Origin of the sequence: Kitasatospora sp. NPDC051984, from assembly GCF_044593455.1 — a bacterium.
In the GTDB taxonomy this organism is placed as follows: Bacteria; Actinomycetota; Actinomycetes; order Streptomycetales; family Streptomycetaceae; genus Kitasatospora.
In genome coordinates, this window is the sequence record NZ_JBIUCB010000042.1 from 1 (window position 1) to 23,887 (window position 23,887).

Annotated in this window: 20 protein-coding genes; 7 read left to right on the forward strand and 13 right to left on the reverse strand. The window is 71.7% G+C overall.

The features are described 5' to 3' along the window. Positions 1 to 491: 491 nt before the first annotated feature. Both ACIHEI_RS36100 and paaI read left to right on the forward strand, forming a co-directional pair. The gene (locus ACIHEI_RS36100; protein ID WP_396609772.1) at positions 492 to 6,119 is read left to right on the forward strand and encodes a hypothetical protein; all 5,628 of its coding nucleotides are present in this window, start codon (positions 492 to 494) and stop codon (positions 6,117 to 6,119) included. A gap of 158 nt (positions 6,120 to 6,277) precedes the next feature. Beyond that, positions 6,278 to 6,688, forward strand: a complete 411-nt coding sequence (gene paaI / locus ACIHEI_RS36105; protein WP_392945064.1) for a hydroxyphenylacetyl-CoA thioesterase PaaI — start codon at positions 6,278 to 6,280, stop codon at positions 6,686 to 6,688. A gap of 35 nt (positions 6,689 to 6,723) precedes the next feature. Here the strand turns inward: paaI and ACIHEI_RS36110 are convergent, their stop codons facing one another. Then, a complete protein-coding gene (locus ACIHEI_RS36110) occupies positions 6,724 to 7,584 on the reverse strand; it encodes an ABC transporter permease (protein ID WP_396609773.1) in 861 nt (286 codons plus the stop codon). Beyond that, on the reverse strand, positions 7,581 to 8,492 hold the full coding sequence (locus ACIHEI_RS36115; protein WP_396609774.1) for an ABC transporter ATP-binding protein: 912 nt from the start codon (positions 8,490 to 8,492) through the stop codon (positions 7,581 to 7,583). The genes ACIHEI_RS36110 and ACIHEI_RS36115 overlap by 4 nt, the downstream gene beginning before the upstream one ends. Positions 8,493 to 8,625: 133 nt before the next feature. Here ACIHEI_RS36115 and ACIHEI_RS36120 point away from each other — a divergent pair, with 133 nt between their 5' ends. Together ACIHEI_RS36120 and ACIHEI_RS36125 are read left to right on the forward strand one after the other, a co-directional pair. Continuing rightward, positions 8,626 to 9,825: a sensor histidine kinase gene (locus tag ACIHEI_RS36120; protein WP_396609775.1), complete on the forward strand. Its 1,200-nt coding sequence runs from the start codon at positions 8,626 to 8,628 to the stop codon at positions 9,823 to 9,825. Continuing rightward, the gene (locus ACIHEI_RS36125) at positions 9,822 to 10,484 is read left to right on the forward strand and encodes a response regulator (protein ID WP_396609776.1); all 663 of its coding nucleotides are present in this window, start codon (positions 9,822 to 9,824) and stop codon (positions 10,482 to 10,484) included. The genes ACIHEI_RS36120 and ACIHEI_RS36125 overlap by 4 nt, the downstream gene beginning before the upstream one ends. Before the next feature lie 249 nt (positions 10,485 to 10,733). Here the strand turns inward: ACIHEI_RS36125 and ACIHEI_RS36130 are convergent, their stop codons facing one another. Both ACIHEI_RS36130 and ACIHEI_RS36135 read right to left on the reverse strand, forming a co-directional pair. Continuing rightward, complete coding sequence (locus ACIHEI_RS36130) at positions 10,734 to 11,102, reverse strand: DUF6193 family natural product biosynthesis protein (protein WP_396609777.1); 369 nt, start codon at positions 11,100 to 11,102, stop codon at positions 10,734 to 10,736. A 34-nt stretch (positions 11,103 to 11,136) separates the two neighbouring features. Next, complete coding sequence (locus tag ACIHEI_RS36135) at positions 11,137 to 11,511, reverse strand: hypothetical protein (RefSeq protein ID WP_396609778.1); 375 nt, start codon at positions 11,509 to 11,511, stop codon at positions 11,137 to 11,139. A gap of 92 nt (positions 11,512 to 11,603) precedes the next feature. Here ACIHEI_RS36135 and ACIHEI_RS36140 point away from each other — a divergent pair, with 92 nt between their 5' ends. The 3 genes from ACIHEI_RS36140 (at position 11,604) to ACIHEI_RS36150 (ending at position 13,085) form a co-directional block, all read left to right on the forward strand. Further along, positions 11,604 to 12,125 carry a hypothetical protein gene (locus tag ACIHEI_RS36140; protein WP_396609779.1) on the forward strand — a complete coding sequence of 174 codons (522 nt, stop codon included), beginning with the start codon at positions 11,604 to 11,606 and terminating at the stop codon, positions 12,123 to 12,125. A 136-nt stretch (positions 12,126 to 12,261) separates the two neighbouring features. After that, complete coding sequence (locus tag ACIHEI_RS36145) at positions 12,262 to 12,735, forward strand: hypothetical protein (protein WP_396609780.1); 474 nt, start codon at positions 12,262 to 12,264, stop codon at positions 12,733 to 12,735. After that, on the forward strand, positions 12,732 to 13,085 hold the full coding sequence (locus tag ACIHEI_RS36150) for a hypothetical protein (protein ID WP_392945039.1): 354 nt from the start codon (positions 12,732 to 12,734) through the stop codon (positions 13,083 to 13,085). Before ACIHEI_RS36145 ends, ACIHEI_RS36150 begins: the two co-directional genes overlap by 4 nt. Before the next feature lie 60 nt (positions 13,086 to 13,145). Here ACIHEI_RS36150 and ACIHEI_RS36155 read toward each other — a convergent pair whose 3' ends face one another. The 9 genes from ACIHEI_RS36155 to ACIHEI_RS36195 all read right to left on the reverse strand — a co-directional run bounded on the left by ACIHEI_RS36155 (position 13,146) and on the right by ACIHEI_RS36195 (position 23,717). Next, complete coding sequence (locus tag ACIHEI_RS36155; protein ID WP_396609781.1) at positions 13,146 to 14,402, reverse strand: phenylacetate--CoA ligase family protein; 1,257 nt, start codon at positions 14,400 to 14,402, stop codon at positions 13,146 to 13,148. Between the two features lie 17 nt (positions 14,403 to 14,419). Further along, positions 14,420 to 15,259 (reverse strand): SDR family NAD(P)-dependent oxidoreductase, encoded by an 840-nt coding sequence (locus tag ACIHEI_RS36160; protein WP_396609782.1) that lies wholly within the window; start codon positions 15,257 to 15,259, stop codon positions 14,420 to 14,422. Then, positions 15,256 to 16,539, reverse strand: a complete 1,284-nt coding sequence (locus ACIHEI_RS36165; RefSeq protein WP_396609783.1) for an MFS transporter — start codon at positions 16,537 to 16,539, stop codon at positions 15,256 to 15,258. Before ACIHEI_RS36165 ends, ACIHEI_RS36160 begins: the two co-directional genes overlap by 4 nt. Further along, entirely contained in the window at positions 16,536 to 17,756 is a 1,221-nt protein-coding gene (locus ACIHEI_RS36170; RefSeq protein ID WP_396609784.1) for a phenylacetate--CoA ligase family protein, read from the reverse strand. Before ACIHEI_RS36170 ends, ACIHEI_RS36165 begins: the two co-directional genes overlap by 4 nt. Beyond that, positions 17,753 to 18,751, reverse strand: coding sequence for a RimK family alpha-L-glutamate ligase (locus tag ACIHEI_RS36175; RefSeq protein WP_396609785.1), 999 nt, complete (start codon positions 18,749 to 18,751; stop codon positions 17,753 to 17,755). The genes ACIHEI_RS36170 and ACIHEI_RS36175 overlap by 4 nt, the downstream gene beginning before the upstream one ends. Then, entirely contained in the window at positions 18,748 to 20,178 is a 1,431-nt protein-coding gene (locus ACIHEI_RS36180; RefSeq protein ID WP_396609786.1) for a KamA family radical SAM protein, read from the reverse strand. The genes ACIHEI_RS36175 and ACIHEI_RS36180 overlap by 4 nt, the downstream gene beginning before the upstream one ends. Next, a complete protein-coding gene (locus ACIHEI_RS36185; RefSeq protein ID WP_396609787.1) occupies positions 20,178 to 21,941 on the reverse strand; it encodes a class I adenylate-forming enzyme family protein in 1,764 nt (587 codons plus the stop codon). Before ACIHEI_RS36185 ends, ACIHEI_RS36180 begins: the two co-directional genes overlap by 1 nt. Before the next feature lie 121 nt (positions 21,942 to 22,062). Further along, positions 22,063 to 23,433: a flavin monoamine oxidase family protein gene (locus tag ACIHEI_RS36190; protein WP_396609788.1), complete on the reverse strand. Its 1,371-nt coding sequence runs from the start codon at positions 23,431 to 23,433 to the stop codon at positions 22,063 to 22,065. After that, positions 23,430 to 23,717 (reverse strand): phosphopantetheine-binding protein, encoded by a 288-nt coding sequence (locus ACIHEI_RS36195; protein ID WP_396609789.1) that lies wholly within the window; start codon positions 23,715 to 23,717, stop codon positions 23,430 to 23,432. The genes ACIHEI_RS36190 and ACIHEI_RS36195 overlap by 4 nt, the downstream gene beginning before the upstream one ends. Positions 23,718 to 23,887: the final 170 nt, after the last annotated feature.

Consider the following 23,887-nt stretch of genomic DNA (forward strand, 5'->3'; position numbering starts at 1 on the left):
AGATCGAACCGCACGGCCCCATCGAGACCGAAGCAGCCCGCCGCCTCGCCGACGACCTCAAGAACGAGTGATCACCCGATTACCCAACACTTTCTGAGGCGGAGCTTGTGCTGCCGACGCCTAAGTCGGAGTACACGTCCCCGGCGGAGCCCGCATCGTCCGCGCCGAAGCCCGAGCACACGCCCCCGGCGGAGCCCGCATCGTCCGCGCTGAAGTCGGAGTACACGCCCCCGGCGGAGCTTGCGCCGCCGACGCCGAAGTCCGAGTACACGCCCCCGGCGGAGCTTGCGTCGCCCGGGTCGAAGCCCGAGCGCGCGCCTGAGGCGGAGCTTGCGTCGCCCGGGTCGAAGCCCGAGCGCGCGCCTGAGGCGGAGCTTGCGTCGCCCGGGTCGAAGTCCGAGCACACGCCCTCGGCGGAGCCCGCATCGTCCGCGCCGAAGTCCGAGTACACGCCCCCGGCGGAGTTCCCGCCGCCCGGGCGGCGGGTGCCGGTGGCGGGGGACGGGTACTGCCTGCTCCGGGCGGTCGCGGTCGGCGCGCCCGAACTGGCGGGGCCGCACCAGCTTCAGGCCGCGGTCGGGGACCACTTCCGGTCGCTGCGTCCGGAGGACTGGCCGACCGAGGTGGTGTCCAACTACCGCAACAACCTGCTCGGTCGGCCGGACCTGCCCGCCGGTGACCTGCTGGCGTACCTCCGTGCCGAAGACCGTCCTAACTTCACGGGGCTGACCGTCGAGCAGCTGCGGGAGTCCGTCGGCGCGTACCTGACCGAGCACCAGCCGCTCCCGGCGGGCCACGAGCGGGCGGAGCTGATCCGGACCGTCCAGGAGTGGAACGCTCGTTGGGGGAGCACCGAGGGCGAGATGCTCCCGGCGGCGACCGCCCACGCGCTGGGTCTCCGCCTGCGGGTGGTCGACCACGACGGGATCACCCAGGCCGTCTTCGGCCCCACGGACGGCCGCCCGGTGACGGTGTACCGCGCCAGCGACCACTACGACGGCAGCGAACCGCCGACGCACACCCCGGAGACCGACCACACGCCGCCGCCGACCCCCGAGGCCGAGCAGCAGCAACCGCACACCGCCCCGGAGACCGACCACACGCCGCCGCCGACCCCCGAGGTCGAGCAGCAGTTGCACGTCACCCCCGAGGCCGAGCAGCCGCCGTCCCGCACCGCCCCGGAGACCGAGCAGCAGCAGCCGCACACCGCCCCGGAGACCGACCAGCCGCCGCCGCCGACCCCCGAGGCCGAGCAGCAGCAACCCCACACCGTCCCGGAGACCGACCACACGCCGCACCCGGCCCCCGAGCCGGCGCCGCAGCAGCCTGCCGCCGTCGCGCCGAAGGCGATCGCGGGTACCGACCTGGTGGTCGGTCTGACCGGCAACGAGGCGGCCGTCCGGAGGAAGGTCATCGATGTCATCGCGCAGGCCGTCCCGGGCGACCGGGCGGCGGCCCGGGCGTTCGCGGATGCGCATTTCGGGCCGGCCACGCTGCGCCCGATGCTGGGTGCGCTCTCGCGGGGCGAGGTGTGGACGGCGCCGTTCGAGGGCAACGGCTGGAGCGGCAGCGTGAAGCTGCGCGGCCAGGTCACGGAGTCGACGCATCTGCGTACCGAGAAGATCGAGTTCGAGAACGGCGCCGACCGTACCGTGGCGACCGGGACCAATCGCGGTGCGCAGTGGCAGTCCAACGTCGGCGTCCAGGCCCGGGAGGGGCGTGGGATCGGCGAGGCGTCGGAGCTCGTCGCGTACTACCACGACCGCGGTCAGGCCGAGGTCAACCTGGATCTGGGTGGCATGGTGGCGCGGTCGAAGACCAGCGGGCCCGCCGAGGTGTTCGAGTCGACGATGCGGCTGGAGCTGGACTTCGGCGACCTGCGCCACAACGGTGAGCCGGTGCGCGCCGAGGGGCAGGGCCGTACCGAGGCGGTGAACATCGACCTGACGGTGGCCGTCCCCGAGCGGCTCGAGGCCCCGGCGGCCGGCGAGCAACGGGTGCCCCCGCAAAGGCTGTTGGACGGTCGGGTCGGCGGCCAGGAGATCGTGCTCGACCTCGCGCCGCGTGATGCGGCAGGGAGCCGTCCGCCGGTGGAGGCGCTGCTCGACCGTGCGGACGCGGCGGGCCGGCAGGAGTTCGGCGGCGACTGGCCCGCAGTGCGCGAGAAGGTGCTCGCGGAGGTCGACTTCGCCCGTCTCCAGCGGGACTTGAAGAGCATGACGGCCGGCGAGCCGGTGTCCGTCACGCTCACCGACCGGCGCGGCAAGCAACTAGGCGAGGTCGAAATCACCGCGCGGGTCGGCAAGTTGAGGCAGACCGGCACCACCAAGGAGACCGAGTTCAACATCGGCACCACGGTCCAGCAGGTGCGCAGCACCTCCTCGAACAGCGGCCACGCGGGTCAACTCGGATTCTCCGCAGTGGTGAAGCCGGGCACCGGCCTGATCGGTGGCGGCGGCGCCGGGCGGCTCGGCCGCGACCAGGTGGAGATCAGCGGTGAGGCCCGGACCGCGCAGCTGACCAGCAAGTCGAAGGTGCCCGGCGTGATCTACGACGGCACCGTCCACTTCGATCTGAAGTTCAACGGCAAGTCCGTTGCGCACGAAGCGGGTTCGGCGGACCTCCGGGTGCTGGTCGATCGCGCGGACACCAGTGCGGACACCAGCGCGGACACCACCGCGAAACACACCGCGGAGCACACCGCAACCGAACAGCAGCCGGCCGAGGTGGCCGCCCCGCCGGACAGCGTCTGGCGCGGCGGCGACGACCGGGGCGGGCTCGGCGAGACCGTGGTGGTTCGAGACCTGGAGAGCACGGCGGGGCTTCGCGAGGCGCTGGACCGCAAGGGGCGTGAGCGGTTCGGCGAGGACTGGAACTCCGTCCGCGACCAGGTGATGCAGGGGTTCAGCCAGCCGAACCTGGCGGCCCGGCTGACCGGGATGACCCGCGGTGAGGCGCTGGAGGTGAAGATCCCGGGCAAGGAGGGCCTGGTCGTCAAGGCCGTCGCCCGGGTCGAGGAGATGACCTACCGCCGCGAGGACGGCAAGGCGGAACTCAACACCGTCAACGAGACAGGCGCGTTCAGCGTGGCCCGTCGCCTCGGCGCACGCACCAAGATCGAGCAGGGCCAGCTCGGCGGCGCCGTCGCCAAGGGCACCCCCGGTGCCGAGCTCGGCGCCACCGCGTCCGGTCAGCAGCGCCGGCGTGTCGGCGGCCAGGGCCGGCAGGCGGACCGGGTGTACGCCAGCGGCAAGTACAGTGCCCCGCAGGTCATTTACGGGGCCAGGCTGGTGGTGGACGTGCACGTCGGCCGGCCCGGCGAGGCGGTCGGCGGCCGTCCCGACGTGTCGGCGCCGGTCAAGGTCGAGGTGGGCCTGGACGCGCGGGAGACCGTCAAGGTCGAGGCGCCGTCCACCGGGAGCTTCACGCGTCCGGAACAGCGCCCCGAGAGCACGGCGGCCCCCGCCGAGGCGGCCACGCACACCGCGCCGCGCCGGATGACCGAGCGCCACGAGCTGAACGCGTCCTACGTGGTGCACAGCCTCAGCGGCGCCGACAAGGTGCGTGCGGCGGTGGAGGACGCGGTGCGGACGAAGCGCGGCGAGCCGTCGGAGGAGGTGAAGCAGCGGATCGGGGCGAGCTTCGACCGGGTCGCGCTCAAGGCGCAGCTCTCGCAGCTCACCCGCGGAGGAAAGATCACCGAGACCGTGTCAGGCAAGACCTGGTCGGCGGAGGTCACCGTCACGGCCAGGCTGGGGGAGTCCACGTACCACTCCCAGGCCGCCAAGTACGAGTTCGAGTCCGGGACGCGTACGTCCAGCGGCCAGGGCACCCTGCGCGACAGCCGGGACCGGCTGAACGGCGGTGGCCTGGTCAGGGCGAAGGCCCCGTTCGTGTCCGTCACCGGCGGCTACACGTACCGGATGGACCGCAGCTACGGCCAGGCGACGGAGACCGTCGGCTCGGCCTCGAACCGGGGCAAGCACGTCGAGCCGGCCGTGTTCTTCGACGTCGCCGTGCCGTACGACGTCACCGTCGCGTTCAAGCGGCTGGGTGTGCCCGACGGCTCGCACACGGCGCCGGTGGAGACGGTGGCGCGGGTGGCCGTTCCGATGCGTGACGCCGAGCCGGTGTCCGGGCCGGTCGAGCGGACCACGGCGACGCAGCCGAAGGGCTTCGTGGAGGGGCGGCGCCTGGACTCCTCGGCGATCGTCACCGACATCCACGCGCTGCCCGGGCCGACGGCCGGGGCTCCCCGCCGGACGCTCGGCGAGTCGGTCCTGTCGCAGGTGGAGTCCGGCTGGAAGCCCCGCGGGCTGCGCGCGTTGCGGCGGAAGCGGGCCGGGCAGCCGGAGTTGACGCGCAACCCGTTCGGCCGCGACTGGGCGGGCATCCGGAGCAAGCTGGACGCCGAACTCACCCCCGACCGGCTCCAGTCCAGGCTCAAGGGCATGACGGCGGGCGACGAGATCGTCGTGCGGCACGGGCGGACCACCGTCCGGGTCGGCGCCCAACTCCGCGACCGGATGGAGTACTTGGGCGACGCGGGCACCACCGAGTTCAACGCCGGCACCGACGTGCAGCGCAGCTTCGCGCACACCGGCGGCACCGGCAGCGGCCACCAGGGCGCTCTCGGGGCGGTCGCCTCCGTCCCCGTACCGGCGGCGCCCGGCGTCTCGGTGACGGCCGGTGTGACCGGCAGCGGCGGCCGGGGCCACGACCAGGTAGACACCCACAACCGCGCCACCGCGACCGGGTCGGCCACCAAGGCCAAGCTGCCCGGCAGCGCGTACGCCGGTGAGGCGGAGCTCCAATTCACCATCTCCCGGCGGCCGTTGATCGGCACCCAGGTGTGGAAGCGGCGCACGGCGGCGATCGGTTTCGAGGCGCTGGTCGAGTCGGGCGAGACCGTGCCGGTGCCGACCGGCACGGTGTCCGGGTCCGGAACCGTCACTGTGCCCGGCGACGGGCAGCCGCGCACCATCACCGTCCGGCCGCCCGAGCCCGTCACCGTCCAGGTGCCGCCGGAGCGGGTCTGGGAGGGCGGCCTGCGCGACACCGACGTGCTGCGCTGGCTCGGCGACGTCGGCGGGGTGCAGGACCTGGTGCGGCTGCGCGGCCCGGAGTACTTCGGCAAGTCGGCCTGGAAGGAGATGGAACCGGTGGTCGGGACGATCACCTCGCACGGCCACCTCTCGGCGCTGTTCGGCACCGCCACCCAGGGCATGGAGGTGTCGGCGACGGTCCCGTCCAACCGGATCACGCTCGGCGGCGGCAAGGGAGTCGAGGTCGGCGTGAAGGTCGTCTCGCTCGAACACCGGGCGGTCGACGACAAGGTCGAGCTGAGCCCGGCCAACGCCCTCTCGGCCGGCAGCACGCGCTACGACCTGTCGACGGGCAACGCGGGCGTTCAGGGCCAGGTCGGTGCCAAGCTCACCGGCGCCGTCACCACCAGCCCGGCGATCGTCGGCGGCGTCCAGCGCCTGTGGCACGAGGGCGGCGGCCACAGCGACGCCGGCCAGGTGGTGTCGAACGGCAAGTTCGCCGTCCCGATGGCGCGTTACGCCGGGCATGCCGAGGTGGAGGTGACGCTGTTCAACGGTGTCCGAACTCCGGTCATGGAGAGGGGAGTTGTTCCGTTCGCGGTCGACATCCCGCTGTCCGAGACCACCGCGTCCAAGGTGGCGGGAGACCACTATCTGGCGTTCACCGAGCAGCAGCGGTCCGGTGAACTCCGGGTCGCCGAGGGCGCCCGGCGGCTCGCCGAGGTCCGGCGGCTGCTGGCACCCGACGCGGGCCCGGTCCGTACGCCCGCCGAGCACGAGCAGCTGATCGGCACCGTGCGGCTCGGACAGGCGGTCTACGAAGGGGAGTTCACCGCGAGCACCGAAGCCGGCGCCGCCCACATCCGGGCCACCCACCAGCTGGTCGAACTGGCCGGCGGCACCTCGGAGGGCACCGCCGCCCTGCTCGACGGCCTGCTCGGCGGCACGGACGGCGCGCCGCTGAACGCGGACGACGTGCGCCAGGTGATCACCCACATCGAGCGGAGGACGGCCGAAGGGCCGCTCACGCTCGAGGAGTTGACCGCCGCGGCACAGAACGGCTGGAACGCCTGATCCACCCGAGGCGGAAGGCCGCCGGGCCCGCTCCAACGGGCTCCGGCGGCCTTCCGATTTCGACAACGAGTGTTTCGGCGTGGGGCGTTGACAGTCGATCTGTCCGGTCGATCTAATGCTGACGCCCGAGCAACGGGCAGCTCACTGGGGGGAGCCGCATGGGAAGCAACAGGATCGACTCACTGTTCGAGCGCGACCGGGCCTGCCAGGGCGCGGGCATCGTGCTCGACGAGGTGACCGGCGGCCGGGCGGTGGCCCGGATGAAGGTCACCGCGGAGATGGCCAACGCGCACGGCATCGGGCACGGCGGGTACGTGTTCCTGCTCGCCGACGCCGCGTTCTCCTACGCCTGCAACAGCTACGGCCCGGTCGCCCTCGCGCAGGGTGCGCAGGTCACCTTCCTCGCCCCCGCGCAGATCGGCGACGAGCTGATCGCCGAGGCCGTGGAGCGCACCAGGTCCGGCCGGCAGGGCGTCTACGACGTCACCGTCCGGAGCGCCAGTGGCACGGTGGTCGCCGAGTTCCGCGGCCAGAGCACGCTGGTCGCCGGAGTGCCGCACAGCGCCTGACAGTTGGGCCTCACGGCACGCAGGCACTCCGGGGTTCAGACGTCGCGACGGCTGCCGAAGAACAGGGCGGCCAGCGCGCCGCCCACGGCCCAGGCGGCGTAGACCCACCACTCACCGGCCGGATCGGCCGGGAACGGAATGTGCGGGTTGACGGGCGTGCCGACCAGGTCGTGCAGGACCTGCCAGGCGCGGAACGGCGTCGCGTGGTACAGGCAGGCCGACCAATGGTGGTTCTCGCTCATGAAGTTGGGGATCAGCAGCAGCACCGTGACAGTGGTGACGACGGTCGCCACGCTGTGCCGGACGATGGCCGCCAGCCCGAGGCCGGTCAGCGCGCACACCGGCGGCAGCAGAGTGGAGGCCAACAGCGCCCGCCAGATACCCGGTTCGGCGAGCGAGATGCCGGCGTGCTTGCCCGACAGCACGGCCTGCGAGGCCCAGAACGACACCGCGGTCGCCACCAGGCCGAAGGCCGTCATCACCACCGTCAGCACGACGATCTTCGCGGAGATCAGCGCCTGCCGGGCCGGCACCGCCGCAAAGGTGGTGCGGATCTGGCCGGTCGAGTACTCGCTGACCAGCGCGACCGCGCCCAGGCATCCCGTGATCAGCAGGGTGGCGATGCACGCGTTGTTGGTGAAGGAGGCCGCCAGCGATCCGCTGGGAACGAAGAACTCCCGCATCCCGGGAGAGAAATGGTCCCAGTCGTTCACGTCGGCGATCGCCGCGTTGACGTTCAGGAACACCAGCCCGAGCAGGCCGAGGAGCAGGCCCCAGCGGATCGACCGCAGCGAGATCAGCTTGAACCACTCGCCCAGCAGCAAGTCCCGGAAGCGGGCCCGCGGTTCGTCCACCGCGAGCGGTGCGGTGGGGGCGGCGGAGGTGAGCGCGGTCATCGGGAGTCTCCTGCGAGGTATTCGACGCTGTCGGCGGTGAGTTCCATGAACGCGGTCTCCAACGAGGCGGCGCTGGTGGCAAGTTCGCGCAGCCGCAGACCGTGCCGGTGGGCGAGGTCGCCGACCGTGTCCGCGTCCAGGCCGGTCACCACCAGCCGCTCCTCCCCGTCGGGCCGCACCTGCGCGCCGGCCGCCGTCAGCACCTCGGCCAGCGCGGTCGTGTCCGGGGTGCGGACGGTGACGCTGCTGCCCCGGCCGCGGGCGGCGAACGTGGACAGCGGCTCGTCGGCGATCAGCCGGCCGCGGCCGACCACCACCAAATGGTCGGCGGTGTGCTCCATCTCGCTCATCAGGTGGCTGGAGACGAACACCGTGCGCCCCTCGGCGGCCAGCCGCCGGAACAGGCCGCGCACCCAGCGCACACCCTCCGGGTCGAGGCCGTTCAGCGGCTCGTCGAACAGCAGCACCGGCGGGTCGCCGAGCAGCGCGGCCGCGATGCCCAGGCGCTGCTTCATGCCGAGCGAGTAGCCGCCGATCCGCCGCCGCGCCACCCCGGCGAGCCCGACCTCCTCCAGCACCTCGTCCACCCGCCGCAGCGGGATCGCGTTCGTCCGGGCCAGCACCCCGAGATGGGCGGCCGCACTGCGCCCGCCGTGCACGTCGGAGGCGTCCAGCAGCGCGCCGACGTGCCGCAGGCCGCGCGGGTGGTCGCGGAAGCGGTGGCCCTGCACGGTGACGGTGCCACTGGTCGGCTCGTTCAGTCCGATGATCATGCGCAGCGTGGTGCTCTTGCCGGCCCCGTTCGGGCCGAGGAAACCGGTGACGCAACCCGGGCGGACGGTGAAGGTCAGACCGTCGACGGCAGCCGTGCGGCCGTAGCGCTTGGTGAGTTCGTTGACTTCGATCACGACAACCACAGTTCCGTGACGGGCCGTCGTCCCGCGTCGGCCTGCCGCCGACACCTGCGGCGGCCGATGTCTACCCAGGTTGTACGTCCCGGGTCCGACGCCCGCCGGCCGGGCGGCTGGCTACGATCACCCCATGCCCGTGAACTCGCCCTCCCTGCTCAGACGCGTGACACCCGGCGGCTGGGCGGCGGTGGCCTGGACGGCCGGCCTCGCGTACTCCTTCGTGGTGCTGGTCCGGCTGCCGGGCGAGTCGCCGGACAACTTCTACCGCGGCCTGCTGATGTCCGACGCCAACCAAGTCTGGCTCGCCGTCTGCGCGGTGGTCTCGCTGGCCGGCTGCGTGCTGCTGCGCCGCATGCCGCTGAGCGCCCTCGGACTGCTGCTGGCGGGCGCGGTGTTCGGCGCGTTCGCGATGCACTCCAGCACGATGGACGTCCCGCTGGTCCTCGGCCCGGACGTGGCGCTCTGGTACGTCGCGGCGACCCTGCCCCGCCGCAAGGTGGTGCTCGGCTCCGGGATGGCCGCCCTGGTGCTGCTCGGCTACCCGATCGGACGGGTGTTCGCCGGCTTCATCATCGGCACCTCCACCGAGCTGGCCGTCCTGCTGACCGCCGCCGTCGCCGTCCTGCTCGGCAACTCCGCCGGGGAGTCCCGCCGGCACGCCGCCGAGCTGAGCGAGAACGCCGCCGCGCGGGCCGTGGCCGGTGAACGGCTGCGGATCGCCCGCGAGTTGCACGACATGGTCGCGCACAGCATCGGCATCGTCGCCCTCCAGGCCGGCGCGGCCCGGCTCGTCCTCACCACCCAGCCGGAGGCCGCCCGCGACGCACTCGGCCAGGTCGAGACCGCCAGCCGCGAAACCCTCTCCGGCCTGCGCCGCATGCTGGTGGCCCTGCGCGCCGCCGAGGACGACCCTTCCGACCGTGTCCCGCTCGCCCCCGCCCCCGGCCTCGCCGACCTCGACCGTCTCGCCCGCTCCACCACTGCCGCGGGCGTCGCCGTCGACCTCCGCTGGTACGGCGAACGCCGCCCCCTGCCGCCCGAGGTGGACCTCTCCGCCTACCGCGTCGTCCAGGAGTCGCTGGCCAACGTGGTCCGCCACGCCGGCGCGCGCTCCTGCCAAGTGACCATCTCCTGCGAGGAGGACTCGGTGTCCGTGGAAGTCCTCGACAGCGGCGGCCTGCGCGGCACCCAGCCCAGCGGCGCGGGCTTCGGCCTGCTCGGCATGCAGGAACGCGTCGCCCTGCTGCACGGCACGTTCGCGGCCGGCCCCCGCCCGACCGGCGGCTTCCGGGTCGCCGCCACCCTTCCCGTCGCGGTGGGTGCCCGATGACCGTCCGCATCCTGCTCGTCGACGACCAGCCGCTCGTCCGCGCCGCCCTCTCCATGGTGGTCAAGGACGCCCCCGACCTGGAGATCGTCGGCGAGGCCGGCAACGGGGACGAAGCGGTGCGCCTGGCCGCGGAGTTGGCCCCTTCCGTCATCGTCATGGACATCCGGATGCCCGGCATGGACGGCATCGAAGCCACCCGCCTGATCACCTCCGGCCCCTCCACCGCCCACGTCCTCGTTCTCACCACCTTCGACGACGACGAGTACGTCTACGGCGCGCTGCGCGCCGGCGCATCCGGCTTCCTGGTCAAGGACATGGGCCTCGAGGAAATCCTCGCCGCCGTCCGCGTGGTCGCCGCCGGCGAGGCCCTGCTCGCCCCCCGCGTCACCCGCCGCCTGATCGCCGACCTCACCGCCCGCCCCGCGCCCGGCAGTTCAAGGCCGCCGCTCGCCCTCACCGCCATCACCGAACGCGAACAGGAAGTCCTCACCCTGATCGGCCGCGGCCTCTCCAACACCGAGATCGCCGAGCACCTCCACCTCAGCGTCACCACCATCAAGACCTACGTCACCCGCCTGCTCTCCAAGCTGGACGCCCGTGACCGCGTCCACCTGGTGATCCTCGCCTACGAGGCGGGCCTGGTGACGGCATCCCGCTGACCTCTTGGGCCGTCAGAAGGGCGGCGCTGTGTGTATTTGGCAGCCGTCGGATTCCTGTGCGCTTCGGCGAGCATCCGGTGAGGACCGTGTATGCCTCGGGACGGAAGCCCAGGGCAGCGTCGATCTGAATTCCCGGCAGGGAATGGCCGCCGTCGATGTGATGCCGCTGGCGCTTTCGGCCCCTGCTGCAAATCGCGCGGTGATAAAGGTGTTGGGCCGCCGCAGAGTGCGGCGGCCCAACAGGTGCTGCTAGCTGTTCAGGTCTTGATCATTGGCGATGATTCCTGCGATCAATTCCGCGAGGAATTCGGCGGCCTCCCTGGGGTCTTCCGTGAGCAGGAGAACCTGGGCGTCCCTGGACCACGCTTTCGATCGGACGGCATATGTGCCTTCCGATCCCACCGCGACGGTCGGCCACTGCTCATCGATCGGGGCCTTCCAAGCGTACCCATCACGAAACACCACAAGGGTGTTCAGGGAGACGGTGGGAAATACCTGGCGAAGAACCGGGATCTCCGAGGCGGATTGCAGGAGCGGCCAAAAGAGCGGACTGAACCAGCCATTCGTGCCGTGGGGTGGGCGGAATACGTTGAGGAGGCCCTCCCACTCGGAATCCACGCTTCTGTCTTCCACCCTCGGCCCTTTCTGATTGCTAGCACGGCGCTGGTCCGTTGAAGAACGTGGTTGCTGCTCTCGCTGCTGAATTGCCGCAGATGTATTGAAGCTCAAACGATGTCGGCCTTCCAGGCGCTACTCTTCCGGCCAGCACTCCCTCGACGTCCTGCATCCCCTGAAGATTGAACGATATCTTACCGCCTCCCGCGACGACCCTGTCGATCACGGCTTGACCTGCACTGTCGCTCCAATAGTTTGGGTTAGGGAAGATGTCCTTGAACTCTGGAGCATCGTTCATAACTGCCTGCTGCAAATTGGCGAACTGCCCGAGATTTGCGCCACTTGCGCTATCGAATCTGAACCCGAGCGCGAGATGGATGCCGCAAGGGCCATCTGCGTTGTGTACCAGCACGGGGATCCTCGCCTACGAGGCCGGCCTGGTGACCACCTCCCGCTGACCGCCCACCTCCGGCGACTCAGCAGATCGCCGCGATCGGCGACCCGATGTCCACCGACCTCAGCCCGGCAAACACGCACAAGTACCGCACCGGGCTGGTCACCACGGAGACCACCCAGGACGGTGACGCCGCGCTCTGGTACTACCCCTCGGTGTCCGACTACAGGTTCGCCGACCCGGTGCGGCTCGCAGCGACCGGCTGGAAGGACCGCGACCTGATCAGCCCCGGAGACTGGGCCGGACAGGGCCGTCCGGGCCTGTGGGCCCGCGACCGCGTCACCGGTGAGATCACCGCCTACACCTTCACCGTTACCACCATCACCAACACCGACGAGGACGGCATCACCATCAGCTACCCCGCCGCCACCGGTATCGCCAACACCAGCACCATCGCCACCGGAATCACCGCCACCGCCTGGCCCCGCATCGGCTCCGACGGCGACCTGACCGCCACCGGCGCCCCCTCCCTCTGGGCCATCACCCCCCAGGACACCCTCCACTCCTGGACCGGCACCCGCACCGGCACCCCGACCGACCCGGCCTTCACCCTCACCGGCCCCAACGCCTGACACCCACCACGGCCGGGCCCCGCTCTCGAACTGACAAGGGCGGGGCCCGGTCTCGTGGTCGGTGCTGGGGACATTCGTCGACGACCTGCTGTGCGGAGCGGGCCCGCGGGCCAACATTCGAGCTACTGTGGATGTCATGACTGCGGCCTACGAGGACGTGCCCTTCAGCGAACTGCTCCACCACCCCGCCGCGACCACGCGCAGACTGGACGCCGTCCGTGCGCTGCGCCTGCGCCGCCGCGACGCGGGCGACCTCGCGCTGATGCGCGTCGAGCAGATGGAACGGGACGCCTCGGTCGTGGACTTCACTTCGCGCCTGCTGGCGGGGCTGGTGCGAACGGAGAACGTCGATGCCCTCCGCCAGGCCCTGCCTGAAGCCCTGCCATGGACCACGTTCCTGCCCGCAGAGGATATCGACACCCTGATCGCCGAACTGGTGGACACGGCAAGTGGCGCGGTGGCCCTGGACAACCTGGCCCCGATCGCACTCCTGCTCGCCCAGTGGCGGCACAGCGCGGAGGTCTACGCAGACCCCGCCCTGCACGCCCTCCTCACCCGCGAGCCCGACGGCGACCTCGGGCCGGTCCCGGTGCCCGAGGCCACGGAGTGAGCCCGAAGCGCGGAGACCGGGCTGCGCCGCCCCCGATCGGCTGTGAGTACGACCTTCGATTCGCGAACGCCGAGGCCGCCGACGGGTGGGATCACCTGAGCCGCCAGGCGGCGAGCAACCTGCGCCGCGCGTTCGAGAAGATCCGCGCCACTCCCCGCGCCGGCGACAATCCAGACCGTCAGCACCGCCTCAAGGGCCAGCTCGGTACCGGCATCTTCAAGGGCCGGGAAGTGGAACGCTGGCAGTACGAAGTCACTGGCGGCGGACGCATCTGGTACCTGCTGGACGACGCCAACCGCACGGCCTGGATCACCTACGCGGGCACGGGCCATCCCAAGGCCACGGAGTGACCCGCGCTGACACTTGTCCGGGCCCCACCCTTCGAACTGTGAGGGCGGGGCCCGGTCGCGTCAGTGGGCGGGGCGTTCGTCGATGACCTGTTGGAGTTTGCCGGTGCGGGGGTTGGTGGTGAGTTCGGCGCGGGGGACCCATTCGATCTGGAGGGGGTGGATGGCGCCGATGGCGGTTTCGTCGGCGTAGGTGGGGCGGGCGTCGAGGACGGCGCGGCGGAGGGTTTCGGTGAGGGTGGCGGGGGGTGGGGTGGTGTGGCCGAGGCGGATGATGAGGCCGTCGCGGTTGTCCCAGCGGCGTTGGACGAGTTGCATGCCGGTGATGTGGTGCTCGGGGTCGTGGGCGAGCAGGACGTCGCGGACCTGCTCGGTGGGCATGGAGACGATGCCGACGCGGGCGCCTTCGGTGGAGCGGCCGAGGAGTCGGAACCGGCGGCAGGTGGCGTCGGTCCATTCGGCGCGGTCGCCGGCGGGGTAGCGGAGGATCGGGACGAGGGTGCGGAACAGGTTGGTGACGACGACGCGGCCGGGGACGCCGGGTTCGGTGATGGGTTCGCCGGTGGCGTCGTCGATCAGTTCGACGACGGTACGGTTCGGGAAGGCTTCGTGGACGCGCAGGTCGTCCCCGGCGGGGACGGGTCCGGCGACCAGGCCGGCGTCCACGGAGGCGTAGCCGATGGAGGAGAGGGCGGCGTTCGGGAAGGCCGAACGGAGCAGCGGGCGAAGGTCGTTGAAGAGGATGTCGCCGCCGAACAGGATGAGTTCGACCTGCGGGGCGGGCCGGTCCTGCTTGAGCAGGGTCTCGGCGACGGCGGAGAGTTTCATCGGTTCGCCGGCCAGTACGTCCGCGCCGAAGCCGTGGATGACGTCGGCGACGTACTCGTCGGGCGCGGTGGCGATCGGCAGGCGGACGTTGTCGATCGGCGCGTGCTGCAGGGCGTATTCGATGAACAGGAAGCCGCTGTAGAACTCGCCGGCCCGGAACAGGTTGGCGACCTTCTGGCCGGGTTCGAGGCCGGCGTCGACCAGGCCCGCGCCGAACGCGGTGACGGAGTCGACGTGTTCCTCGCGGGTCCAGGGGGAGAACTTGGGCGCGCCGGTGGTGCCGCCGGACTTGTAGACGCAGGCGTCGGTGAGCGGGCCGGTCAAAAGCTGGTTGTCGGGCCAGGAGTTGGCGGCCCAGAAGGCGATCTGGTCGATGACGGGCAGGTCGGTGAGCGAGGTGACGACGGCGGGTACGTCGCGGTAGAGCTCGGCGTAGAACGGCGAGTTGCGGCGGGCGTGGTCGACGAGCGCCTGAAGTGGCTTGGCAGGCATATGAGTTGATCCTCAGGCTAGGAAGTGGGGGTGAGGCCGATCCAGTCGTGGGCGAGGCGCTGGATCGCCCGGCCGTCGGGGTCGGCGAGTTTCGCGGAGAGGTAGTCGGCGGCCCACGCGTTGGTGGGGATGCGGAACGGCGGCCGGTCCTCGGCCAGCGCCCGCACCACCGCGTCGGCGACCTCCGCGGCGGGCTGCCCGGCGTTCGCCCAGCTCTTCCCGAGCCGGTCGACGTACGCGCCGAAGGTGTCCGCGTAGGGGCCCGAAGCGGCTTGTACGGTACGGCGGTTGACGTCGGGGAAGTGGCCGAACCGGGTGTCGGGGACGTAGCCGGGCACCACCATCGAGACCTGCACGCCGTGCGCGGCGGCGACGGGCGCGAGTGCCTCCATGAAGCCCTCGACGGCGAACTTGGCCGCGCAGTAGGCCTCGTTGAAGGGCTGGCCGACCACGCCGTGCACGCTGCCGATGGTGAGCAGCCGGCCGCCGGAGGCGCGCAGCAGCGGCATCGCGGCGCGCGAAACGGCCACCGTGCCGAAGAAGTTGACCTCGAGGTTGGTGCGCAGCGCGGCGGAGGTGGACATCTCGAGTGTCGGGTCGAAGTTGGAGATTCCGGCGTTGTTGACCACCGCGTCGAGCCGGTCGAGGCCGGCGAAGCACGCGGCGATGGACTCCTCGTCGGTGACGTCGAGTTGGCGGACGAGGGCGTCGGGCGCGGCGGCCCGCAGCGCGTCCGCGCGGTCCAGGGAACGGACGGTGGCGATCACCGTCCAGCCGGCCCGGCTCGCGGCCGCCGCGGTGGCCAGCCCGATGCCGGACGAGCAGCCGGTGACGAGAAGAACCTGATGCCCTGTCATGAGGTGGCGTTCGCAAGCTCGGTGACGCTGTCGGCGGCCTTCGGCAGGTCGGCGTCCATCCGGGCCTGGACGCCGAGTGCCGGCAGGAAGGAGCAGGCGGCGAGCAGGGTGCCGCCGACCATGGTCCAGCGGGTGGCGTCGAGGATGCCGAGCGGGCCGGTGAGCAGCGAGACGGCGAAGCCGCCGGCCAGTGCGGCGAGCGGGATGACGCCCCAGGTGGCGGTGCGGAACGCGGCGTGCATGACGCCCTGGTGCTGCGCGGACATCCGGGACTGCCGGGCGGGCGCGGAGCACACGTTGATGCACGACATGAAGAAGCCGTAGCAGCCCATGGTGACGGCGATGACCGGCCCGGCGGGCAGGGCTGGTGCGGCGAGCACGCCGAGGCCGACCAGGCAGTGCAGCAGCAGTGCCCAGGCCATGGTCCGTCCGATGCCGAGGCGGCCGCTGATCTTCGGGGCGACCAGCGCGCCGAGCAGCGCGCCGACCGCGCCCGCGGACATCGCGGCGCCGAACACGCCGACGGTGACGTGCAGGCCGCGGTAGGCGAACACCGGCAGCACGGTGACGAACACCGGCCCGCCCGAGTTGAGGGTGACGGCGGCCAGCACCACCCGGCGCAGCACCGGGTCCTGCCAGTTGAGGCGGAAGCCGAGGGTGAGCCGGCGCCACACCGAGCCCTGCGCGACGGTGCGGTCGCCCCACGGCTTCATGAAGCGGAAGCAGGCCGCGGAGACCAGGTAGCTGGCGGCGTCCACCAGCAGCGAGGCGGCGCCGAGCGCGCTGTACAGTCCGGCGGCGATGGACGGCCCGGCGACCTCGGCGACCGAGCCGCTGCCCTCCAACCGCGAGTAGGCGCGTACCAGTTGCTGCTGCTCGACCACGGCCGGTACCGCCACCAGGTAGCCGACGTTGAAGAAGATGGTCGCGCCGGAGACGGCGGCGACGCAGCAGAACAGCAGCGGCGTGGAGAGGAAGTCCAGCCAGTACGCGAGCGGGATGATGCCGACGGCGACCAGCCGGATCAGGTCGCAGACCAGCAGGGTGATCCGCTTGTCCCAGCGGTCCACCAGCACGCCGGCCACCGGGCCGAGCAGTGGAATGCCCAGGTACTGGGCCATCGCGACGATGCCGACCTGGAACGCGGACGCGTGCAGCACGAAGATCATCAGGGTGGGGACGACGAACACCGTCACCCGGTCGCCGACGTTCGAGATCGACTTGCCGAACCAGAACAGGTTGAAGGCCCGGCCGAGTTGCTCGGGCGCGTGCAGTTTCACGAGGCCTCCCGGACCACGAAGCTTGCGGTCTTCCCGGTGCGGTCGTTGCCGACCAGCGCGTCCACCACCCGGACTCGGACGTGCTCCGGGTCGTGCACGAAGGCGGTGCTCAACGTGAAGGTGGCGGACAGCAGTTCACGCCGCAGCGCGTCCGTGTCGGGCTCCGCGCCGGCCGCCGTCAGCAGCAGGACGTCCACCTGCTGGGCGCGCCCGCCCTGTTCGGTGATCACCACCTGGCCGCGGGTGACGCCCGGTTCGCGTTCCACCTGGGCGAGCAACTCGTTGATGTGCAGGCCGAGTCCGCGCACCTGCACGACATTGTCGCGGCGGCCCAGCACCCGCATCGCGGGGCCCGGCCGGCCGCACGGGCAGCTGGTCAACTCGCCCGCGTCGCCGGTGCGGTAGCGCAGCACCGGGTTGAGCATCGCCGGGTCGAGGGAGGTGAAGTCGAGCAGGCCGTCGTCGCCGACGTGCACCAGCTGGTGCGGGAAGGTGTGGAAGGTGTCGGCCGGGCATTCCGGGGTGTTGGAGCCCACCACCCAGGTCTCGGTGGAGCCGAACATGCCGTGCCGCCGGGCCTTCGGTGCGACGACCGCCAGGTCTTCCCCGAGCTGCGGCTGCCAGGCCTCGCCCAGCCACAACACCTTGCGCAGCGACGGGAGTTCGATTCCGGCGGCGCGGGCGTGCGCGAACCACAGCCGCAGCACGCTCGGGGTCCCGCCGATCGCGGTGACCTTCCGGTCGGCGAGGAAGCCCAGCCACTCCGGGTACTCCTCGCGGGTCACCGACCCCAGCGCGATGATCCGGCAGCCGGACAGGTCGGCCAGGCCCGCCGCGAGGAAGTGCGCGCCCCACATCCGGCCCGCGCCCCAGGCGTTGACGAAGATGTCGTCCCGGTCCAGCGGCTGCCAGTGCTCGAACACCTTCGCCATGTAGAACCCGGTCGGCGCGTACCCGACCTTCGGGGCTCCCGTCGAACCGCCGCTCTGGAACAGCCAGGTGGCGCCCTGCTCGGCGGACGGTTCCAGGTGGGCGAGCGCCGTGTTCAGGTCGTCCTTGGCCAGCGGCGGCAGCGCCGCCAGCTCCGCGAGCGTGGTGGGCTCCTGCGCCTGGGCGTACCGCTCGCCGAACTCCGGGACGCCGCGCAGAAGTTCGAGAGTTCGGCGGGCCACGGCCAGGCCGTCCGCGGCCTGCTCGTCGGTCAGCGAGAAGCTCATCGGCCGGCACCCCCGTGGGCGAGGAACGCCGCGTGCGCGTCCCGGTAGGCCGCGAACCGGGCCCGGGTGACGTCCCGTTGGACCGAGCGGTCCGGGTCGTCGAAGTCCGGGGCGATCACCCCGTCCGGCTCCAGCTCGGAGAACCAGAACCGCTCCCCGTCGTGCAGGAAGTCCACGCAGAAGAACGGGATCGGCAGCTTCTTCGCGAAGTACGCGGTGGCGTCGGCGAGTTCGGCCGGGATCTCGCAGAACTCCATCGAGCCGCCGCGGCTCGCGTTCGCCACCGGCGAGCCGTCCTCCGGGGTGCGGCGCAGCACCGCGTATGGCTTGCCGTCGATCACGTACACCCGGTAGTCCACCGTGCCGTCCCCCAGGTAGGGCTGGGCGACCAGCGTGGTGTCACCGCCCTGGGCGAGACTGGCCAGGCCGCGCACGTCCTCCGGCGAGCGGGCCAGGCAGATCCCGCCGCCGCCGCACCAGCCGGCCGGCTTCACGATCGCCGGGAACGTCAACTCGCCCAGCGCCACCTCGTACTGGTGCTTGGAGACGTCCCGGCCGGAGCCGATCCGCACCGACGGGATCGGCGACACCGGCGAATCCGCGAGGAACAGCATGGTCGCCAGCTTGTCGTTGCCCAGCAGCGACACCTGCGCCGGGAACGGCAGGTAGAACCCCGCCTGCTCCAGCACCGTGCACAGGGCGAGCTGGTTGAACACGTCCATCGACTGGTACGGCAGCGAGTACAGCGCCGTGATGAACAGAGTGTCCTCGGGCGTGACCAGTAGGTCGTCCACGTACACCCGGGGCCGGCCCGGATCGGTGCCGTCCACCGTCACCGCCTCCGGGGCGTGCCGGGACCACTCCATCCCCATTCCGGCGGCGACCTCCGCGAACATGTCCCAGAAGTAGTGCTTCCACATCGCCCCCGACCGGGTCGACTCCCGGTCCGGGAAGATCCAGCACATTCGGCGCAGCGGCGCCGGCACCTCGCTCACGAGTTCTCCAAGAGGTCCACTGGTTCCGGAAGTTGTGCGCCATCGGCGCGTGCTGCCTGCTCCGCCCACCAGGCACGGCCGTCCGCCGGCAGGGTGTCCACCGGATCCACGTACGGATACCGGCGGCTCAACCAGCCGTCCCCGCCGAGTGCTTCGAGCGGGCGGAGCTCAAGTGCGGTGCGGTAGTTCTTGGTCCAGTACGAGATGCCGCGCACCCGGTCGTAGCCGACCGCCTGGTGCACCCAGCGCTTGCCGACGTGCGGCACGTCCGCGACCAGCCGCGGCGTCGCGTACCCCGGCAGGTAGCCGAGGATCGCCTCCTGCAGGCGCTGCGCCTCGGACAGCGGCAGCCGCCAGTGCTCGGCGTTCGGGATCACGTCGCACAGGTAGAAGTAGTAGGGGAGGATGTTCGCCTCTCCCTGGAGGGCGAAGCACAGGTCGAGCAGCGCCGCCGGGGTGGCGTTCACGCCCCGCATCAGCACGCCCTGGTTGCGGACGTCCCGCACGCCCGCGTCGAGCAGCGCCCGCGCCGCCTCGGCGACCAGCGGGGTCACCGAGGAGACGTGGTTGGCGTGGGTGTGCACCGCCAGGTTGACCGACCGGCGGGCGGCCAGCCGGGCCACCCGCTCGACGCCCGCCAGCACCTTCGGCTGGAGCCAGTGCTGCGGCAGGCCCACCACCGACTTGCTGGCCAGCCGGATGTCCCGCACCGAGCCCAGCTCCAGCAGCCGCAGCAGGAACGACTCCAGCCGCGGCCACGGCACGTTCGCCAGGTCGCCGCCCGACACCACCACGTCCCGCACCGACGGGGTGCGCTTGAGGTAGTCGAGCATCTGCTCCTCGCGGTCGGCCGGCCGCAGCACCAGCCGCGCCTTGGCCACCTGCGGCGTGGAGCGGCCGACCAGGTCCATCCGGGTGCAGTGCCCGCAGTACTGCGGGCAGGTGGACAGCAGCTCGGCCAGCACCTTGGTCGGGTAGCGGTGGGTCAGGCCCTCCACCGCCCACATCTGCGCCTCGTGCAGCGAATCCCGCGCCGCCAGCGGGTGGCTGGGCCACTCCGGGTGCCGGTCGGAGCGCACCGGCAGCATGTACCGCCGCACCGGATCCGTCAGGAACGCCTCGGTGAACGCCCCGGGCTCCAGCGCCGCGTCCGCCGCCATGGTGTTCAGCATGTGCGGCGGCAGCAGCACAGACATGGTCGCGAACTCGGCCTGGTCGGCGGCCAGTTCACGGTAGAACCGGTCCTCGAGGAGAGACCCGAAAACCTCCCGAAGCTGCCGCTCGTTCTGCACGCAGTGCGCCCGCTGCCACTGCGCGTCCCGCCACTGCGCCGCCGTCACCTCCCGCCAGCCGGGCAGCCGCCGCCAGTCCGGTTCGACCAACTCCCGCCGCACGTACTGGTACGGCTGGGCCAGCTGACGGACCATCAGGAACGCGCCGAGGAAGGTGCCGAGGAGGTGATCGAGGAGGTGATCGAGGAGGGGGCCGAGGAACCTTCGGCGAACTGGAGGAGCCCGGCGTGCCGGGTGCGCAGCTCCCGCTTGAGCACCTTGCCGGTCGGGCCGAGCGGGAAGTCCAGGGCGTTGGACGCCACTTGGAGTGCCGCCAGCTCCGCCAGCCCGGCCTTCGCCAGCTCGGCGTTGGCCGCCTCCAGCAGCCCGTCCGCGCTCGCCCCGTCCTGCAGCCGCACCACGGCGATCGGCCGCTGCCCGCCGTCCGGGTGCGGCACGCCCACCACCGAACAGTCCTGCACCCACTCGGCGCAGTCGGCGAGCAGCACCTCCTCCAGCGGCAGGCTGTACACCGGCCCGTCCAGGGTGTCGATCACGTCCACCGTCCGGTCCAGGTGGAAGAACCGCCCCTCGCCGTCCCGGTACGCCACATCGCCGGTCAGCCAGTACCCGTCGCGCCGGAACGACTGCGTCAGGCGCTCGTTGTTCCAGTACCCGGGCGTGATCGACGGCGCGATCACGGCCAGCAGGCCCACCGTGCCGTCCGGGACCTCCACACCGTCTTCGTTCAGCACCGCCGCCCGCTCCACCACCTCCGACGGCTTGCCGACGCAACGGTCGGCGCGGCCCGTCTCCGGCGAGGTGACCTGCCCGAACAGCGCCATGCCCATCTCGGACGAGCCCAGCCCGTCCACGAACTGCGAACCGGGCAGCGCCGGTTGCTCGGCCCGTTCCTGCGGCAGCAGCCACGGCCGGATCAACCCCGCCGGGCGCTCGCCGAGTTGAACGAGGCGGCGGATGTGCCCGAAGTGCGCGCTGTCGCCGGTGTTGAACCAGGAGTGCACCTTGGACGCGCCCTCCACCGGCAGCTCGCCGGTCGCCAACTCCACGAAGGTGCGCGGGAACGAGGCCACCATGGTCGGCCGGAACGCCTCCATCACCGGCTCCACCGTGACCCGCCGCCAGTCCGCCATCACCACCGTCGGCAGACCCAGCAGGGTAGCCGTCAGGAAGTAACTCAGGCCCCCCGCATGGGTGTGCGGCATCAGCGACATCAGCCGGTCGGACGGCTCCGCCGGGAAGCGCACCATCCGGGGCTGCTTGCCCTCCCAGAACTGCCGGTGCGCCAGGATCGTCGACTTCGGCGTGCCCGTCGTCCCCGAGGAGTGGATCAGCGCCACCACGTCCTCGGCCGCGTGCTGGTACGGGTACCCCTCCGGCAGCGACGCCGCCGCCACGTCGAACGCCTGTACCTCGGCCGTCAACGACAGGAAACGCGGCCGCAGTTGCGGATCCTTCCGGTACGCCGAAGCCAGCCGGGTGGTGTCGTCCGCGACCACGCCCACCACGCCCACGTGGCTCAGGTAGCGCACCATCACGTCGTGCCGCATCGCGTCGTTCACCAGCGCCGGCACCGCGCCCAGCGCGGTCAGCGCGAAGAAGTGCAGCAGCGGCTCCAGGCCCTCGGCGATCACCACGCCCACCGGCTCGCCCGGCCGCACCCCGTTCGCGTGGTACCAGGCCGCGTACCGGTCGCGCAGCGCCACCAGATCGAGCAGGCTGTGCCCGCGCAGCACCACCTGCCCCCGGTGGTCCAGCCGGTGGCTGAACGCGAACGGCACCGTACGGTTGGGATTCGCCTCGACCGCCCGGTCGAGGAAGTTGCCCGCACCCAGGGTCGGGTCGGACATGAAGCGCTCTCTGACGGCGAGCGGCGCGATGGATGTCTGATCGCTCATGGCGGCCTCCGGTCTCTCCGGTCTTCCGAAGCAGGACTCGATGCCCGGACACGCCCTCGTGAAGCGCGCACCGGGCCAGGGGAAAGGGGTCCAACTGATCAATGGGTGAAGCGAGTTGCGCCTACTGGCCGAGAAGCTCGGCGACCACGCGACGGCCCGATCGGATCGCGCCCTCCAGCAGGCCGAAGAACTCGGTGCTGGTCTCGGTGCCCGCGAAATGCACCCGGCCGTGCGGCGTCGTCAGCGTCGGACCGAGCGCCGACCAGTCACCGGGCCCGAGCAGCGCCGCGTAACAGCCCCTGCTCCAGGGCTCGTTGACCCAGTCCGTGACATGGAAGGCGAGCGGCTCCGGCAGCATCGGAAACAGCCGGGACGCCTGCGCGACCGCCGCCGCGCGCTGTTCCGCAGGCGGCAGAGCGGCGAAACGGTGCGCCTCCGCGCCCGTGACGAACCCGGTCAGCACACCCGGCGACCCCTCCGGCGGAGTGTCGTCCACCGTGGACAGCAGCGGACCGGCCGCGTTCACCGACCACCCCGACAGGCCGTGCGCCCGCCACACCGGCTCCGGGAACACCAGGTTCACCTTCACCGCGCACCCGCGCTCGGTGCGCGACGCCGCTCGCGGGGACGGCAGTCGCGGCTCGAACCCGATCGCGTCCGCGAGCAGCGGCGGCACCGCCACGACCACCGCCTCCGCCCGGTAACTCCCCTCGGGCGTACGGACGATGGCCTCCCGCTTGGTCTGCTCCACCGACAGCACCGGCTCGTCCGTGTGCAGCAGCCCGCCCAGATCCAGCAGCCGCCCGGCCAGCCGCTCGCACAACCGGTGCGAGCCGCCCGCCACCCGGTCCTGCTGCGCGCCGCCCTCGAAGGCGTTCAGATAGCGCAGCCCACCGCCCGATCGCAGGTAGAACGCCATGTGCAGCACGGAGATCTTCGCCGGGTCGGCCGCCATCATCTCGCCGAGGAACAGCGGGAAGAACAACTTGGCGTCCGGGTGCGACAGTTGCTGCTCCGCCCAGTCGGCCACCGTCATCGCGTCCAGCCGCTCGGCGTCCGGCGAGAGCCACGGCGCGTCCGGGCGGACGGCGGCCGTCAACTCCTCCAACCGCTCGAACAGATCGCCCAGTGCGACGGCGCTCAGCGGCGGGAACCGCCCGTCCCGGGTGGCGTCCGCTTCCTCGCCCGCCAGGGCAAATCGGCTGGCGCCCCGCATGGTGGTCGGCGCGGTCTTCAAGTCGCAGGCGGCGAGCAGGGCGTGGAGCTCGGTGTGCAGGTCGCCCAGGTAGGCCGCGCCCGCGTCGATCCACCGCCCCGGCGCCACCTCGATCCCGCGCGTACGCCCGCCGACCTGGTCCCGGGCCTCCAGCACTGTCACCCGCACGCCCTGGCCGGCCAGTTCGACCGCCGCCGTCAGGCCGGCCAGTCCCGCGCCGACCACGATCACCGAACGCGGCGCGGGCCCGGTCTCCGAGTGGGACGCGGCGCTCACCGGGCCGCCGCGATTCTCTCCGCCGCGACGCGGGAGGCGAGACCGGCCGGGGTCGGGTCGGCGAGGAAGTCCTCGAAGGTCAGCTCGACGCCGTGCTCGCGGGCGACGGCACTCAGCACCCGGGTGGCGATCAGCGAATCGCCGCCCAGGAGAAAGAAGTTGCCGTCGGCCGGGACGTTGTCCAGCTCCAGGATCCGGCAGAAGACGGCGGCCAGCGACTCCAGCTGGTTCGCGGTTGTGGCGTCGGCCGGGGCGGGTGCGGTGACGGGCATGTCGAGGCTCATCGGGGGGGTCTCCTTCGACCGGTGCGGGGTGCGCGTGGTCTGGCGGGGCCGGTGGTGCCGGCGGCGCTTGGGTGTGAGGTGCTGTGCGTGGCGCTGTCGTGGTGCGGTGCGTGGGGCGCGACGGAGTTGCCGGGCAGGCGATCTGACGGTGCGTCAGATTCATGAGCAGT